Raw genomic sequence first — 15,931 nt, 5'->3', positions numbered from 1 at the left:
TCCGGCGAGGCGAGGCGAGGCGGGCCGGCGTGGCGTCGCGCCGGGGTGGCGTCGGGCGGGCGCATGGGGTCCGTTTCGGGAATACCCGGAGGTTGACGGGTGTTCAAGACGTCTTGCCGGGGCGGGAGTCGCTACCGTTCGGTGCGGGCCCCCTTGGCAAGGCCCTCCCGTACGCCGCTTGACGAGAAGAGGTCCCGATGACCGCGCATCTCTCCGACCGGGCCAAAGCACTGATCGACGGCAAGAGCTTCGCCGTGGTCTCCACGATCCAGCCCGACGGAAGCCCCCAGTCCTCGGTGGTCTGGGTGAAGCGGGACGGCGACGACGTCCTGTTCTCCACCGTCGAGGGCCGCCGCAAGCACCTCAACCTGGCGAAGGACCCGCGGATCTCCCTGGTGGTCAACCCGCCGGAGAGCCCGTACTCCTACCTGGAGGTGCGCGGCGAGGTGTCGCTCACCCGGGAGGGCGGCCGGGAGCTGATCGACGAGCTGGCGCACAAGTACCGCGGCGAGAAGGTCTACCGCTTCGACGGCCCGGACGATGTGCGGGTGGTCGTCCGGATCACCCCGCGCAAGGTGGTCGGCAACCTCTAGCGGCCGGCCCGGCGGTCCGGCGCGGAGGGGGCACCTCCACCAAGTCACGGAGAAGAAACGGCGCAGCCGCGGTATTGACATTCGAGAATGTCGCGGGGCACCCCCTGCTGCCCACTACGCTTGACGCTGTGAGCATTCGCCTGTACGACACCAGCACCCGCCAGGTACGCGACTTCGTCCCGCTTGTACCGGGTTGTGTCTCGATCTACCTGTGCGGCGCTACCGTCCAGTCGGCGCCACACATCGGGCACATCCGGTCCGGCCTCAACTTCGACATCATGCAGCGGTGGTTCGCCTACCGCGGCTACCAGGTGACGTTCGCCCGGAACGTCACCGACATCGACGACAAGGTCATCGCCAAGGAGCGCGAGTTCGGCACGCCCTGGTGGCAGATCGCCTACGCCAACGAGCGCGCCTTCAACGACGGCTACGCGGCGCTCGGCTGCCTGCCGCCGACCGTCGAGCCGCGGGCGACCGGGCACATCCCCGAGATGATCGAGATGATGCAGACGCTCATCGCCCGGGGGCACGCCTACGCGGTGGACGGGAACGTCTACTTCGACGTGAAGTCCTACCCCGGCTACCTGGAGCTCTCCAACCAGAAGCTGGAGAACCTGCGCCAGCCCGAGGGCGAGGGCGAGACCGGCAAGCGCGACCAGCGGGACTTCGCCATGTGGAAGGCGGTCAAGCCGGGCGAGCCGAGCTGGAACACCCCGTGGGGCCCCGGCCGTCCCGGCTGGCACCTGGAGTGCTCCGCGATGGCGCACAAGTACCTGGGCCGGGCCTTCGACATCCACGGCGGTGGGATCGACCTGATCTTCCCGCACCACGAGAACGAGATCGCCCAGTCCAAGGCGTACGGCGACGACTTCGCCAGCTTCTGGGTGCACAACGCCTGGGTCACCATGAGCGGCGAGAAGATGAGCAAGTCGCTCGGCAACTCGGTGCTGGTCTCCGAGATGGTCGAGCGGTGGCGGCCGATCGTGCTCCGCTACTACCTCGCCGCCCCGCACTACCGCTCGACCATCGAGTACAGCGAGGAGTCGCTGCGCGAGGCCGAGGCCGGTTTCGGCCGGATCGAGGGCTTCGTCCAGCGCGTGGTCGAGCGCTGCGGCAAGGTCGACGCGGCGCCCGAGGTGCCGCCGGCCTTCGCCGAGGCGATGGACGACGACCTGGGCGTCCCGCAGGCGCTGGCCATCGTGCACACCGCCGTCCGCCAGGGCAACAGCGCCCTCACCGCGGACGACAAGGAGAACGCGGTGGCGCGTCTGGCCGAGGTCCGTGCGATGCTCGGAGTGTTGGGTCTCGATCCCCTCGACCCGCACTGGGCCGGGGCGGAGCGCGGTGAGGACCTGCACGGCGTGGTCGATTCGCTGGTCCGGATGGTGCTGGAGCAGCGGCAGGCGGCTCGGGCCCGCAAGGACTTCGCCACCGCGGACGCCATCCGCGACCAGCTCGGCGTGGCCGGGCTGGCGATCGAGGACACCCCGTCCGGCCCGCGCTGGACGATCAACAGCCAGTAACCCCATCTGACGATCGGGGTGAGGGTGGGCCGTACCGGACCGGTGCGGCCCTCCCGCATGACGTAGCGCATGCCGTCGGCCGGCTCCGGTTTCCACCGGGCGGCCGGGCATGCCGGACAGACAGGAAGTACAGCCATGGCCGGCAACAGTGCACGCAGGAACCGCCGCAACCCCGGATCGAAGAAGGGCGCGAGTGTCGGTACCGGCGGCCACAGCCGGAAGGCGCTCCAGGGCAAGGGCCCGACCCCGCCCGGGGCGGAGCGCAAGGGCCACCCGAAGCAGCGCCAGGCCAACGCCGCGCTGAAGCGCGAGCGGGACGCCAAGGCCCGGGCCGGCATGCGCCGGGCCGGCGGTGGCGGCCGGGGCGGACGCGGCGGTGCCGGTGCCGCCGAGCTGGTGTTCGGCCGCAACTCGGTGGTCGAGGCCCTCCAGGGCGGCGTGCCGGCCACGGCGCTGTACGTCATGCAGTTCATCGACACCGACGACCGGGTCCGCGACGCCTTCCAGGCCGCCAACGACCGGGGCATCCCGCTGATGGAGGCCCCGCGGCCCCAGCTGGACCAGATGACCGGCAACATGAACCACCAGGGCCTGGTGCTCCAGGTGCCGCCGTACGAGTACGCGCACCCCGAGGACCTGCTGGCCGAGGCCGCGGACGCCGGCCAGGACGCGCTGATCATGGCGCTGGACGGCGTCACCGACTCGCGCAACCTGGGCGCCGTGGTCCGCTCCGCCGCCGCCTTCGGCGCGCACGGCGTGGTCATCCCCGAGCGCCGGGCGGCCGGCATGACCGCCGGTGCCTGGAAGACCTCCTCCGGTGCCGCGGCCCGGCTGCCCGTCGCCCGCGCCACCAACCTGACCCGGGCGCTGGAGGCCTACCAGAAGGCCGGCCTGATGGTGGTCGGCCTGGCCGCCGACGGTGAGGCCGAGGTCGGCGACCTGGAGGCGCTGGCCGGTCCGGTGGTGATCGTCGCGGGCAGCGAGGGCAAGGGCCTGTCCCGGCTGGTCTCGGAGACCTGCGACATCCGGGTGCGGATCCCGATGCCGGGTGACACCGAGTCGCTGAACGCCGGCGTCGCCGCGGGCATCGTGATGTACGAGGCCGCGCGCCTGCGCGGCAAGGTCGGCTGAGGCGGGCTCTCGGCCCAGCACAGACGAGGCGCGCGGCGCAGGCGGTCTTCCGAATTTTCCGCAGCGCGTCCGCAATCCGGGTGAAAGCGATCGGGCCCGACCGGGCCCGATCGCTTTTCTCATGATCACTTCAAGTGGGCGCCGGATATCCACTCGGGAGAGTGTCCTAACCGGGTGTCACCCGGTTAGACGGGTGTGGACACCAGAACACCTCGGCGCCCCCTCCTGGGCGGCGGCAGCACCGGGATAGACGCGGGCCCCGGCCTCAACACCGTCAAGGTGCCGTCTGACCCCGCGCGCCTCAGCAGCACCCAGGCGAGCTTCCGGCTCCGGCTCGGCACCCCGGTGGCGCCGCTGATCGAGGCTCCGGCCGGACTGCTGTCCACCGGCGCCGCGTTCGGCGACCCGTACGCCACCCAGGGCCTGATCCGACGTCCGCTGGTCACCCCGCAGGTCGTCGTTCCCGCCTCCGCCGTGCCGGCGTTCGCCGGGGCCGGCGGCGCCGGTGCGCCGCGCCGCAAGGGCCGGGTCACCGCCGTCACCTGGACCGGGCAGGCGCCCCCCGGGGACCTCGCGGCCACCCAGCTGCTGGAGGCCGTGCGGCTCACCGGCGTGCCCGCGCCGGCCGGGGTCGGCGGGCGCGGCATGGGCGACGGGGACCCGGCCGACTACGACACCCGGGTGATCCCGCCGTACGCGGGCGCCCGGACCGTCCCGCGCCAGCCGCGCGAGGGCGGCGGGACCGCCACCGAGGCCGGCGTCGGCCCGGTCGGCGCACCGCAGGGCTGGACGCCCAGCGGCGAGCTGCCCGAGGTCTCCGCCGCGTCCGCCGAGGGCAGGCAGCCCTGGTACCCCGGCCGCCGGGTCGACCTCGGCCTGGTGCTGCTGCCGCTGCGCGCCGTGCTGGGCTCGCTCTCCGTCTACGCCGGGTTCAGCAAGCTCTGCGACCCGGTGTACTTCGACGGCGGCGAGCGCGGCTCGATGATGCGCTGGCTCTCCTCGCTGCACCCGTGGAGGGTCGCCGAGCCGCTGCTCTCCTTCGCGATGGCGCACCCGGTGGGCTCGGGCCTGGTGGTGTCGTTCACCGAGATCGTGGTGGGCGTGCTGACCCTCCTCGGCCTCTGGCAGCGGCTCGCGGCCGGGGCGGCGATGCTGCTCTCCGCCGCGCTGCTCTTCACCGTCAGCTGGCGGGCCGTGCCGGTCTACGACACGCCCGACCTGATCTTCCTGGCGGCCTGGAGCCCGCTGCTGATCGCCGGAGCTCCGTACGCCTCGCTGGACGGGCGGCTCAACCTGGAGGCCTGGCGCCGGCACGGCTCCGGCGCACCGGCGGCGCTGCGCCGCCGGGTGCTGCGGCGGGGTGCCGTGGTCACCGCGGTGGTGGTCGGCCTGACCCTGCTGCTCGGGTCGATGCTGGGCGCGGCGGTCCGTACCGGCGGCCGTCCGCACCCCGCGCCGTCCCGGCCGGGTACCGACTACGGCACGCCGGTCTGGCCGAGTGGCGGGCCGTCCGTGGCCCCCGGCGGGCAGGGCTCGTCCACCTCGCCCTCGCCCGTTCCCTCCCGGCCCGCCTCGCCGACGCCGAGTGCTTCCGTGCCGCCGTCCTCGGCTCCGGCCTCGCCGAAGGCCGGGACGGCCACCCCGAGCGGCAAGGCGCGGTCGACCAAGCCGGAGACCGGCGGCGCCGGTTCGGCCCCGTCGTCGGCGGCGCCGTCGGCCGCCGCGCCGGCCGGCTCCTCCCCCGCGCAGCGCACCACCCCGGCGCCGGGCGGTTCGGGGACGGCGCCCAAGCCGAGCCAGAGCACCGGCTCCGGCTCGGGCCTGCTGGGCGGGGTGCTGGGCAGCGGGCCGCTGGCCGAGCTGTCCGGCGACGGTGCCCGCAGTTCGCGGCCGGGGTCGCCGACATCGACCTGACGGGCTGTCCGGTCCCTCCGGGGCCGGGGAACGCATCGGCCGGGTGCTCCGTGGGGGAGCACCCGGCCGATCGCTGTGCGGTGGCCGCTCAGCGGCCGCCCTGGGGCCTCCTGAGGGCCTGGGGGAGCGCTTCTATCCGGGCGTGCGGCCCGCCCCCGCGGCGAGCTCCTTGGCCGCCTCGGTGAGGTCCTTCGCGGTGTCGATGGCGCGCCAGTAGACGCCCTGCGGCAGCTGGTAGCCGGCCAGTCGCTTGCCGCGGGCCAGCTGCGGGAACGTGGTCCGCTCGTGGTCGCCGACGTCCGGCAGCAGCTCGGCGAACTCCGGACTGAACACGTAGAGCCCGGCGTTGATGAGGAAGGGCGAGGGAGGGGCCTCGATGAAGTCCAGCACGTTGCCGAACTGGTCGGTCTCCACCGCGCCCCACGGGATCCGCGGCCGGGCCAGCGCGAGGGTCGCGACGGCGCCCCGCTCGTGGTGGAAGGCGGCCATGTCGCGCAGGCTGAACCTGGTCCAGATGTCGCCGTTGGTGGCATACCAGGGCTCGTCCGGCCGGGGCAGCGCCTTGGCGGCGTACTTGAGCCCGCCGCCGCGTCCGAGCGGCTCGGCCTCGACGACGGTGCGGACCCGCAGCGGCAGGTCGGCCCCCTCGAGCCACTCCTCCAGCACGTCGGCCAGGTGCCCGCAGGAGATCACCGCGTCGGTGACGCCCTCGGAGGCGAGCCAGGCCAGCTGGTGCCCCAGGATCGGCGTGCCCGTCCCCGGGATCTCGACCAGCGGCTTCGGGCGGTCGTCCGTGTAGGGCCGCAGCCGGGAGCCCTGGCCGCCGGCCAGGATGACGGCCTGGGTGACGACGGCCTGCTGGGGCGTGGGAGGCTGCGGCGCCTGAGGGGGCGTGGTGTCAGCGGTCATGCCTGCACAATAGGCGCGCGTCGACGGCTGCCCACAGTGGCAGGGACGGTCAGCCGGCGATTCCCGAGGCGAACGAGCCGTCACAGACCGGGCGGGCGAAGGAGCGGGCCCGCTGGGCGTCCCCCTGGTACTTGCGCACCGCCGCCTTGCCCAGCTCGGTGGCGAGCGTGCTGCAGTACGGCGTCAGTGCTGGCTGCTCGCGCATCGAGCGCTCCAGCAGGTCCAGCGCGGTGCCCGGGTTGTGCGCGCGCAGGTCCTCCAGCAGGGCGACGCGCAGCGCGTCCTGCGGGGCGAGCCCCTCCGGCGCCTTGCCGGTGGACGCACGCCCGATGCCGGCGCCGTCCCCGCTGGACGCCGCCACCACCTGCTGGTCCAGGCCCGTCGGCGGAGCCCACGGCACCCTGGTCACGGCGAGGGTGCCGGTGGTCACCAGGACCACGGGCAGGGTGAGGGCGATGGTCTGGCCGATACGGCGAACAAGCTGCTTCACGCTCAGGAGCGTAGCGCCGGGTAGGGGTCGGATCGCCCTCCGTTACACCATCGAGTGACGTGGTGTCCCGGTTCGTCCCTTCACCGTGTTGACGAAGGCCGGTTGACGACGGAGCCCCGCCGGACCGCGATGGTCCGACGGGGCTCCGTCCCGCGCCGCTCGGCGCTCAGGCCCTCACGTACTCAGGTGCCGAGGCGCCGGATTGCTCGGTCGGTCAGTTGCTCAGGCGGGCGCCGGAGCTGGTGGAGAACACGTGGGTCTCGTCGGCGATCGGCACGACGTGGATGGTCTCGCCGCGCGCCGGGATCTGGCGGCCGTGCACGCGCACGACCAGGTCCTTGTCCTCGCCGCCGATCTTGGTGGTGCCGTAGACGAAGCCGTCCGAGCCGAGCTCCTCGACCACGTTGACGGTGACGGCCACACCCTCGATGCCGCCGCCCGGGACGATCTCGAAGTGCTCCGGGCGGATGCCGACGGTCACGGTCTTGTCGGTGCCGGCGCCGGAGAGGTCCTCGCGGGAGATGTTGACGACCGAGCCGCCGAACTTCACGCCGCCGTCGACCAGCGGCACCTCGACCAGGTTCATCGCGGGCGAGCCGATGAAGCCGGCCACGAAGAGGTTGGCGGGCTTGTCGTACATGTTGCGCGGGGTGTCGACCTGCTGGAGCAGACCGTCCTTGAGCACCGCGACCCGGTCGCCCATGGTGAGCGCCTCGGTCTGGTCGTGGGTGACGTACACGGTGGTGATGCCCAGGCGGCGCTGGAGGCCGGCGATCTGGGTACGGGTCGAGACGCGGAGCTTGGCGTCCAGGTTCGACAGCGGCTCGTCCATCAGGAAGACCTGCGGCTCGCGGACGATCGCGCGGCCCATCGCGACACGCTGGCGCTGACCGCCGGACAGCGCCTTCGGCTTGCGGTCCAGCAGTGCGGTGAGGTCCAGGATCTTCCCGGCCTCCTCGACCTTGGCGCGGATCTCCGTCTTGTTGACGCCCGCGATCTTGAGTGCGAAGCCCATGTTCTCCGCGACGGTCATGTGCGGGTACAGCGCGTAGTTCTGGAACACCATCGCGATGTCCCGGTCCTTCGGCGGCAGGTGCGTCACATCGCGGTCGCCGATGCGGATCGCGCCGCTGTTGACGTCCTCCAGACCGGCCAGCATGCGCAGGCTGGTCGACTTGCCACAGCCCGAGGGGCCGACCAGGACGAGGAACTCCCCGTCCGCGATGTCCAGGTCCAGCGCGTCCACGGAGGGCTTGTCGGCCCCGGGGTAGACACGGGTCGCCTTGTCGTACGTCACAGAAGCCATGGCTGTGCTCTCCTTCACCGGCAGGAACGTGCCGGACGATCCGAGTAAAGGGTGGATGTCGCGCCGCCCGCCCAGTGGTCTGAACCACTGCGCACGGCGACTCCAGGCGACGCTACCTGCGCCTTCGCTGCTTGTCAGCCCCCCGGCCCACCCGATTTCGGCATCGGTTCCATCACGCCCGCCCGCCCTGCCCCGCCCAGGCCCTGCCCGGCCCGTCCCCCGGATATGCCACCACCGCCCCACCCCCGCCCGGTAGACTGCCCCCGGTGCCGCCGTGACCACGTCGCGGACGGTCACCATGCCCCCTTAGCTCAGCTGGCCAGAGCACCGCTCTTGTAAAGCGGGGGTCGTCGGTTCGAACCCGACAGGGGGCTCTGTGCACTACCCCGGATGAGCTGCAGGTTTGGCCTTCTCGGAGCCTCATCGCCGGCCTCGGACGACTCGTCCGGGGCCGTTTGCGTGAGCGATGCGTGAGCGGACGCCGTGGTCGGTGCTGATGCGGCGGTGGACTGGGCGTCCTTGCGCGGCTTGATGGCCCTCGGGACGAGGCGGGCAGCCGCCTCGGCGATGGCCCGGTCGACCTGCGGAAGCAGGGTCGTGTAGGTGTCCGAGGTGATGCCGATCGAGGAGTGGCCGAGCATTTCCTTGATCGTGTGGAGGTCCGCTCCCGCTGCGTGAGCGAGGCTCGCCGCGCCGTGCCGGAGGTCGTGCAGGCGGATCGGCGGGAGATCGATCTCCTCGTACAGCTCGCGGAACCGGTCCGTCACGGCCATGGGGTGCAGCCACTCGCCGTTCTCCTTGGTGAAGACCCGGCCGGTCTCGACCCAGGCCGCGCCCCACTTCTCGCGGTCAGCGTGCTGCTGGAGGCGGTGCTCCTTCAGGACGGCCACCGTGTCGGAGTCGAGCGCGATCGTGCGGGCCCCGGCGTCCGTCTTCGGGTCGTCCTCGTAGACCTCCCAGCCGTCCACGACCAACTGCTTCGCGACGGTGAGAAGTTCGGACTTCAGGTTGGTGTCGGCCCAGCGCTGGCCGCACGCCTCGCCGCGCCGCAGCCCCCGGAAGGTGACGAGGTGGAACAGCGCGTAGAGGCGGTCGGTGGTGGCGTGGTCGAGGAAGGCGCCGGTCTGCTCTGGCGTCCAGACCATCACCGGGGAGGGCTTCTCGCCGGTGAGCTCCCAGTGCTCGATCCGCTCCTCGGTCCAGACGAGCGGCTTGGGTCGCTTGCCGGCCTCCAACTCGACGTGCGAGGCCGGGTTGAAGGTGATGATCTGCCGCCTGATTGCGGCGTTGAGGGCAGCACGGAGGGTAGAGCGGATCCGCTGGCGACTGGAGGCGCTGACGGGCCGCCGGAAAGGCTTCATCTCGGCGATGGCGGCCTTGAGTGCCTTGCGCTGGGCGCGGAACTCCCGGCCCTGCCAGGGGATGCGGGAGAGGTCATCAATCGCCGCCTGCCGCTGGGCGTTGGCCTCGGCGATCTCGACGTTCGCCTCGTCGATGGCCGCGAACATCTCCTCCAGGTGCGTGACCCGGAGTCGGTCGAGGCGGATGTGGCCGATCCGCGGCTTGATGTGGCGCCGGATGCTGCTTTCGTCCCGGCTGATCGCGGTGGCCCGGCCGCGCTTCCCGGCGAGCCAGAGGTCAAGCCACTCGCCGACGGTGAGCCGGTTCTGGAGGTCCTGTCCGGAGGAGAGCCGGCGTCGGGTCTCCTCGACGTCGGGCAGCGGGGCCTTCTCGTCCGCGACCTTCTCCAGCAGGTCGGCTATCTGCGCGAGTCCCTCGGGATCGTCCGAATCCGGGATGTGGAGCAGCGAGCGAACCTGGTCGAGATCGCCCTGGGCGGCCTTGAGCGACTCGTAGCCGGAGCGGTTGAAGGCTCGGCGCGAGCCGTCCGGGCGGTTGGGCAGCTCCTGGCGTATCGCGTAGGAGCCGTGCTTGCGGCTGGAGAGCTTGGGGCACGACTTGCCGAGCGGCTTGCCGGTGTCGGCGTTGCGGCAGTAGCAGCGGTGGTAGGTGGAGCCCTTCAAGGCGGTCCTTCCTATGCGTCGTTGGTGGGGTTGTCTTCCTCGTCGAGGAATACGAGGTGGCCCGGAAGCGGGGGAGGGGTCAGGCCCCACTCGCGCAGTCGGGCTCGGATCGGCAGGAGCTCCGAGCGGACGGCTTGGACCAGCAGGTCGACCTTCGCGTCAGATCCGGGCGGCCAGACCTCTCGTCCGGGGAGGAACTGGAGCTGCCAGGCCTCGTGGTGGCTGGTTCGGAGGCCTTCCTCTCTCCTGGCGTACGTGCGGAACAGGGCTGCGTCCCCGGTCGCGTGATCCACGTCCTCGCCGACGAACCAGCTGAAGGCCGTCCACGGGTCCGAACGCTCGGAGGGGAGGTACTCCACGCTGCTACGTCCGCCAAGGGGGAAGACCAGCGCGGCAGGGGGCGTGTCGACCGCCTTCGCAAGTACGAGGAGCTCGGGAACGGTCAGGGTCAGCCGCCGTCCTGACTCCCAGTTCGCAATGACGTTGCGGGGGATGGGGTGGCCCAGGCTCTCGCAGGCGTCCGCGAGATCCTGCGCGGTCATTCCCAGCTCCTTCCTGGCCCTGCGGACCTCGGCGATCACGGCTTTCGTGATCCGGGCCGCCCACTCTTCCATTCCATCTTGTGTCATATCGACACTTTATGTCGGCGCATTCTGTTCCTCGATCCGGCGACCCGCCGGACGTGCCGATGAATGGAGACGGCTGTGCGAACCGAAACCGCGAGCCAGGAGACCGTGGGCATGAGCCGGGCTGAGCTGCTCGCGCTGCCGGCGGCCATTGACCTGGACACCGCGAACCGGGCGATCGGCCTTGGCCGTAGCAAGGGCTACGAGCTGGCGCGTCGGGATGCCTACCCCTGTCGAGTCCTGCGGCTGGGCAAGAAGTACCGCGTCATCACCGCCGATCTGCTTCGCCTGCTGGGCATCGGCCCGCAGGTCGAGGGCGGTATCGGCGACGTGGCATGACGGCGTCGTGGGCGTGCGGCGCATGCGGCTGTCTGCCCTGGGCGGACTGCCCGACTGAACGGTGGATCTTCCGCAGAGGCGGTCGTATCGTCGCGGTCGCCAGCAGGTCGATGAGGCCGCAACGCGGCTTCTCTGCCTGCGTGTTGATGCGCACCGCGTCGCAGATGCGGTCAGGCATGCGACGGCCCCCAGTGCTACCAACACCGAGGGCCAGGCGAAGTCCCCAGATCAGGCAAACCGTTCGAACCGGTGGCGCGCGACTTGCAGGTCGTGCGCCCCAGCGAGGAGCTTCACCATGGACTCTACTTCTCCGCAGCCCATACCGGGAGGCCCGAAGCCGAGCTGGCCCGCCACCGCGATCCCCGGTCAGCCCGGTCAGTACCGCCCGGCAATCGGTCAGAACGTCGGACTGACCGGCGACGCTGGCCGGAACTCCGCCGGGCTGACCGGGGTGACCGACGTGACCGCCGACCCGCCGGTCAGTGACCCGGTCATCAGTCCGATCACTGGCCTTACCCCGCCCACGGCCTGTGGACAGAATGACCGGCCGACGGTCGAGGAGGAACCCGACGAGCCGGTGGCCCGGTCAGATGACCGGGTTGCCCTTGATGGGGTGACCGGCGACACCGGCGGCCCGGCCACCCCGGTCACGCCGGGCGCGGAGCTGCTGACCGAACTTCGGTCAGTCATCGCTCGGTTCGTCATCCTGCCGTCTGCGCACGCCCTTGACGCGGTGACCTTGTGGGTGGCCGCCACCCACCTGCAGCCCGCGTGGCAGCACGCTCCGCGCCTGGCGGTCATCGGTCCGGCCAAGCGGTGCGGAAAGTCGCGGCTGCTCGATGTGATCACCGAGACCTGCCACGATCCGCTCATCACGGTCAACGCGTCCTCGGCGGCCATCTTTCGGTCGATCACCAGCAAGCCACCGACCCTGCTGGTGGACGAGGCTGACACCCTGTTCGGCAGCGTCAAGGCGGCCGAGAAGAACGAGGACCTGCGCGGCCTGCTGAACGCAGGTCACCAGCGCAACCGGCCCACGCTGCGGGTGTCCGGCCCAGACCACAAGGTGATGAAGTTCCCCACCTTCGCCATGGCGGCCCTCGCCGGGATCGGAGATCTCCCAGACACGATCATGGACCGGTCGGTGGTCATCCGCATGCGCCGCCGTGCACCGGGCGAGCGCGTCGCCTCGTTCCGCTCCGAGCGGGACACCCCGGCCCTGCACAGGCTGCGCGACCGCTTGCACGCGTGGCTGGCACCCCTGGTCGACATGGCAGCCGAGCTGGAGCCTCCCATGCCCGTTGAAGACCGGGCCGCAGACACCTGGGAGCCCTTGATGACCGTCGCCGACCTCGCCGGAGGCGAGTGGTCCGTCCGCGCCCGTGCCGCCTGCCGAGCCATGACCGCGCACGAGTCTGGACAGGACGAAGACGGCGGCCTGAAGTCGAGGATCCTGGTCGACATCCGGCGAGTCTTCGCCGCCGGCGGCAACCCGGACGCCCTGTCCACCGAGCACATCCTGACCGCTCTGAAAGCCGACAGCGAGGCTCCGTGGGCCGAATGCGGACCCACCGGGCTGAGCGCACGGGGCCTGCAGCTCCTGCTCAAGGACTACGGCGTCAGCTCGGCGAACATTCGCTTCGACCGCGACACCCAGCGCAAGGGCTTCACCCGAAACAGTTTCCTCGACGCCTGGAGCCGCTACTGCCCTGAACCAGCCGAGCAGTCCGCCGGGACCGGCCGCTGACCCTCCACCACCCGTACCACCCGTCCCCGCCCAGCTCAGAGCGGGGACGGGTCTCTTCCCCGCAACGAGTCCAACCGTCCCGACACCGTTACCCGTACCGGCCTGACCAGGCGTGCAACGAGTGGGACGACTGCAACGCCACCACGGCATCCAGGGGCACCTCGATGGACAGGCCGTCGGGGGTGACCTGACCAATGCCGCAGGCGGAGCAAGTTGTGGGGTAAGTCATCCTTACCCGGGCAACCCGCTCCTGGCGGAGCAAGTTGTCGCATTGGATATCCCAACGCGACCGGCCCGCCCAGAAGGACGAGCCCACCCTGCGGGTGGCTGCACGAGGGCGCGCAGCCATCCGAAGGCGCGTGCGCGGCAGAGTCGGCCTCTGGTCGCCCACCTACCGCGGCTGTGGCCGGTGCGACCTGGCTACCCGAGCTGCAGCAGATGCCCGAGTCGGTGCCGTAGGGGCTCCTCCAGTTCGAGGTTGTCGCCGCGCGTTGTGGTCTGCAGGAGCTCCGTGATGACTACGAGCTCGGCGAACCGTCCGGTCGGTGTGTTGAGGATGTGGTCGAGCCGCTGGCGGACATCGGCGGCAGTCTCGGGGACGAGGAGGCTGTAGGCGTACAGGAGCGCTGCGTCGTAGCCTGCGGGTGCGATGCCCCAGCCTTCCCAGTCGAGCACTGTGAGTGTCGGGCTGGTGAGGTTGGCCCAGTGCAGGTCGCCGTGGGCCGTCGTCCAGGCCGGGACGGTGGTGTCGATGGGCATCCCCAGGCATCGAGGCATCGCCCGGTCCAGGTACTCCTGGCGGACGGCCACCCGGTCACTGGGCAAGGTGGCGATGGCGTCGAGAGCGGTGCTGAGACTGTTCCACCAGGCGTCGTCCAGGTCCGGCACCACACGGAGGATGGGCTCGTGGGTGGTGACAGTGGGGGCGGTCACCTTGTCGTACAGCTCCGCCAGGTAGCCGTACTCGCCCTCAGTCCAGGTACGGCGCTCCCGCAGACGTGGGCGGGGCACCGCAGGAGGCATCGAGCGTTCTGCCTCCTGCGGTCCGTCCCAGAGCTTGCCGCTGGCCTTGTCGGCCGGTGCGGACACCAGGCGGAGCCAGCCGTCACCGGATGACGTGGCGACCGGGCGGCTGAGCGTGCGCCCGCGCCAGCCCCATGCCTCGCGCGAGCCGATCGGCGTTGCGTAGAGCGCCACCGTGGCGGCGGCATGCATCTGGCGCATCCGTTCGGCGGTGTCCGGCTCAGGTTCCGAGTACATCCGTGATCCTTTGCAGCACGTTCGGAGACAACGGCGGCCGGGCGACGGCGTCGGCGGCCTGCCTCCAGTGTTGCGGGTTTCCCGTCGACAGGAGCACGCGCTTCGCACCGGGGGCTGAGGCGACGACGGCCAGAGCCGCCTGGGCGGGTGTGATGCCGGGGCTGATCAGGTCGGACAGTTCGCGGGTGACCATGCCGGGGATCTCGCCGCCGTGCAGTGGGGCGGAGGCGAACACCTCCAGTCCTGCTTCCGGGGCCTCGGTCAGCACGCCGTGCCCGTCGAGGGCCTGGGCGACCGGCGCGAGGTGGACTAGGGAGATGGGGAGCTGGACGGCCCGCAGGTGGTGCTGCGGGCCGCCGGCCTTGGTCGCGAGTTCGAGCAGGGTGGGTACGTCGAGGAGCCCGCTGCTGAAGCCGCGCCACGTCGCCACCCCGTAGGCACTGATGGCCTGTTGGCTGCACGCCTCCTCCAGGGCAAGGAAGGCGGTGTATAGCCGATCGGCGATCTCAGTCTCCTGGCAGCCGTGCTCCGGGTTGTGCAGGAACACCAGGTCAGGAGTACGGCCGAGCATGCGCTTGCTGCGGGCGAGCTGCCAGGCGATGTAGTCCGGGGAGAGGCAGTGCCCGCGCTCGGCATCATCGGCGGACAGCGCCCCGGCGCGCACGCCGATGCGCTTGGCGCTGGGCGGGACGAAGCCGACCTTCGTGGAAACCCGCAGGTGCGGGTAGGCGGCAAGGACTGGGGCGAGCGACGTCTCCGCCCGGCCGCTCTCGTAGTTGGGCGCTGTGTCCACCCAGTCGGCGCCACGGGACGCGGCCATCAACGCGGCCTCGGCCACGTCGAGACAGCGATAGGTGCCGAGGCCAAGCCGGGCGGTCATTGCCCACCCCCGATCGCGGCGACTTGGCCGTCGACCAGCTCCGTCACGAGGCCGGCCGCCTGCACGAGATTGATGCCAGCGGCCTGCGCGAGATCGGCCAGCCGGTGGCTTCCCCCGTCGGAGAGGAGTGCGAGAAGCGGCTGGGCCTTGGCCGCGAACGTCCACTCCTCGCCACCGGCGGTCAACCGGACGGTGCCCTCCGGCCCGGCCGCGAGCGCGGGCCGTGTGGTGACGAGATGCACTGGCAGGTCAGCGTCCGGCGGCGCCGCCGTGATGTACGGCAGTGACGGAACGAGCCTGGCCCGCTCGGTGGCGTCGCGGGCTGCGGAGAACCGCGTGATCAGGTCCGCGCTCTCCAGCTCGGCCGCGACGAGCTTGCCGATCGTGTCGAGGAAGGCCCGCTGCTCCTCGGCGGTGCCGAAGCGCGGGATGTCCGCCCGGATGGTCTCGTGAGCGCGCAGGATTTCCGACAGCCAGGTGACCAAGTCGGCGCCTGTGGTGCTCTGCAGCCCGCACGTGACGTGCAGCGAGTGCTGGCCCTCCGAGGCGGCGACGGCGTGCCACCAGCCCCGAGGCAGGTAAAGCACGTCGCCAGCGGTCAGCACCAGATCGGCGACGGGCTCCTCCGGCGGCGGCTCGGGCATGTCGACGTCGCGGTGCATGGGCGCGGTGCGGGTCGGTCCGTAGATCCGCCAGCGCTTCGCGCCGTCGAGCTGGACGACCACCACGTCGTGATCGTCCCAGTGGACGCCGAAGCCCTCGGTACTGGTCCAGGAGGCGTACAGGTTGACCTGCACGCCGGTTCGCAGCCAGCGCTCCAGCTGGCCGGCCAGAGCGCCGATTCCGGGGTGGAGTTCGTCGACGGCGTCCAGGACCAGCGTGGCTCCTTCGGCGAGCCGCTTGTGCAGCTCGGCGGGCTGGAGCTGGTTCCAGACTGTGCTTCGCCGGGTGACGATGGGGCGCGAGTACATGTGCGCCGGTACCTGCTCCCCACCGGTGGCGAGTCGGAGGCGAGGGGGTTCGAACCGGTGGTGGGTCAGGATGGCGTTGAGGCCATCCCAGTTCATCAGTCCGGTGAGTGACACGGCATCGCCGCGTGCGACCTTGAAGCTGCGGCCGAGCGTCTGGGCGAGGAAGTCATCCCCGCCCAGACGCTCAACCACCGAGAACTGCTCGGCGGTCATTGACG

At 71.3% G+C, this 15,931-nt stretch carries 13 protein-coding genes, 1 tRNA gene and 1 pseudogene; 7 read left to right on the top strand and 8 right to left on the bottom strand.

Annotation, left to right across the window (positions count from 1 at the left end):
- Positions 1-197 precede the first annotated feature (197 nt).
- The 4 genes from ACZ6NC_RS16680 (at position 198) to ACZ6NC_RS16665 (ending at position 5,161) form a co-directional block, all read left to right on the top strand.
- Entirely contained in the window at positions 198-593 is a 396-nt protein-coding gene (locus ACZ6NC_RS16680; RefSeq protein ID WP_465733269.1) for a PPOX class F420-dependent oxidoreductase, read from the top strand.
- Positions 594-721: 128 nt separating this feature from the next.
- Positions 722-2,116: a cysteine--tRNA ligase gene (cysS, locus tag ACZ6NC_RS16675; protein ID WP_465733267.1), complete on the top strand. Its 1,395-nt coding sequence runs from the start codon at positions 722-724 to the stop codon at positions 2,114-2,116.
- Between the two features lie 135 nt (positions 2,117-2,251).
- Positions 2,252-3,247: a 23S rRNA (guanosine(2251)-2'-O)-methyltransferase RlmB gene (rlmB, locus tag ACZ6NC_RS16670; RefSeq protein WP_465733266.1), complete on the top strand. Its 996-nt coding sequence runs from the start codon at positions 2,252-2,254 to the stop codon at positions 3,245-3,247.
- Positions 3,248-3,526: 279 nt separating this feature from the next.
- Positions 3,527-5,161, top strand: a complete 1,635-nt coding sequence (locus ACZ6NC_RS16665) for a DoxX family membrane protein (RefSeq protein WP_465733264.1) — start codon at positions 3,527-3,529, stop codon at positions 5,159-5,161.
- Positions 5,162-5,293: 132 nt separating this feature from the next.
- On the opposite strand, the gene ACZ6NC_RS16660 is transcribed toward ACZ6NC_RS16665, so the two are convergent.
- The 3 genes from ACZ6NC_RS16660 to ACZ6NC_RS16650 form a co-directional block, all read right to left on the bottom strand.
- A complete protein-coding gene (locus tag ACZ6NC_RS16660; protein WP_465733262.1) occupies positions 5,294-6,070 on the bottom strand; it encodes a nucleotidyltransferase family protein in 777 nt (258 codons plus the stop codon).
- A 49-nt stretch (positions 6,071-6,119) separates the two neighbouring features.
- Positions 6,120-6,560, bottom strand: coding sequence for a hypothetical protein (locus tag ACZ6NC_RS16655; protein ID WP_465733260.1), 441 nt, complete (start codon positions 6,558-6,560; stop codon positions 6,120-6,122).
- Positions 6,561-6,774: 214 nt separating this feature from the next.
- Positions 6,775-7,866, bottom strand: coding sequence for an ABC transporter ATP-binding protein (locus ACZ6NC_RS16650; protein ID WP_465733258.1), 1,092 nt, complete (start codon positions 7,864-7,866; stop codon positions 6,775-6,777).
- 300 nt (positions 7,867-8,166) lie between these two features.
- Here ACZ6NC_RS16650 and ACZ6NC_RS16645 point away from each other — a divergent pair.
- Positions 8,167-8,240, top strand: a tRNA-Thr gene (locus ACZ6NC_RS16645).
- A gap of 135 nt (positions 8,241-8,375) precedes the next feature.
- Here the strand turns inward: ACZ6NC_RS16645 and ACZ6NC_RS16640 are convergent.
- Together ACZ6NC_RS16640 and ACZ6NC_RS16635 are read right to left on the bottom strand one after the other, a co-directional pair.
- Positions 8,376-9,890: pseudogene (locus tag ACZ6NC_RS16640) on the bottom strand (tyrosine-type recombinase/integrase); the annotation flags it as partial.
- Between the two features lie 11 nt (positions 9,891-9,901).
- Positions 9,902-10,504 (bottom strand): helix-turn-helix domain-containing protein, encoded by a 603-nt coding sequence (locus ACZ6NC_RS16635; RefSeq protein ID WP_465733388.1) that lies wholly within the window; start codon positions 10,502-10,504, stop codon positions 9,902-9,904.
- A 126-nt stretch (positions 10,505-10,630) separates the two neighbouring features.
- On the opposite strand from ACZ6NC_RS16635, the gene ACZ6NC_RS16630 reads away from it, so the two are divergent.
- Positions 10,631-10,855, top strand: coding sequence for a hypothetical protein (locus ACZ6NC_RS16630; protein WP_465733386.1), 225 nt, complete (start codon positions 10,631-10,633; stop codon positions 10,853-10,855).
- Positions 10,856-11,150: 295 nt separating this feature from the next.
- A complete protein-coding gene (locus ACZ6NC_RS16625; protein WP_465733384.1) occupies positions 11,151-12,602 on the top strand; it encodes a DUF3631 domain-containing protein in 1,452 nt (483 codons plus the stop codon).
- 420 nt (positions 12,603-13,022) lie between these two features.
- Here the strand turns inward: ACZ6NC_RS16625 and ACZ6NC_RS16620 are convergent, their stop codons facing one another.
- Genes ACZ6NC_RS16620 through ACZ6NC_RS16610 form a run of 3 tightly spaced genes read right to left on the bottom strand, consistent with a single transcriptional unit; the run spans position 13,023 to position 15,926 of the window.
- On the bottom strand, positions 13,023-13,862 hold the full coding sequence (locus tag ACZ6NC_RS16620) for a hypothetical protein (RefSeq protein WP_465733256.1): 840 nt from the start codon (positions 13,860-13,862) through the stop codon (positions 13,023-13,025).
- Positions 13,846-14,742 (bottom strand): aldo/keto reductase, encoded by an 897-nt coding sequence (locus tag ACZ6NC_RS16615; protein WP_465733254.1) that lies wholly within the window; start codon positions 14,740-14,742, stop codon positions 13,846-13,848. The genes ACZ6NC_RS16620 and ACZ6NC_RS16615 overlap by 17 nt, the downstream gene beginning before the upstream one ends.
- Positions 14,739-15,926 (bottom strand): cupin domain-containing protein, encoded by a 1,188-nt coding sequence (locus tag ACZ6NC_RS16610; RefSeq protein ID WP_465733252.1) that lies wholly within the window; start codon positions 15,924-15,926, stop codon positions 14,739-14,741. The genes ACZ6NC_RS16615 and ACZ6NC_RS16610 overlap by 4 nt, the downstream gene beginning before the upstream one ends.
- Positions 15,927-15,931 lie beyond the last annotated feature (5 nt).

Source organism: Kitasatospora sp. NPDC041988 (assembly GCF_055588525.1).
This window is presented reverse-complemented; position numbering and strand designations above follow the sequence as displayed.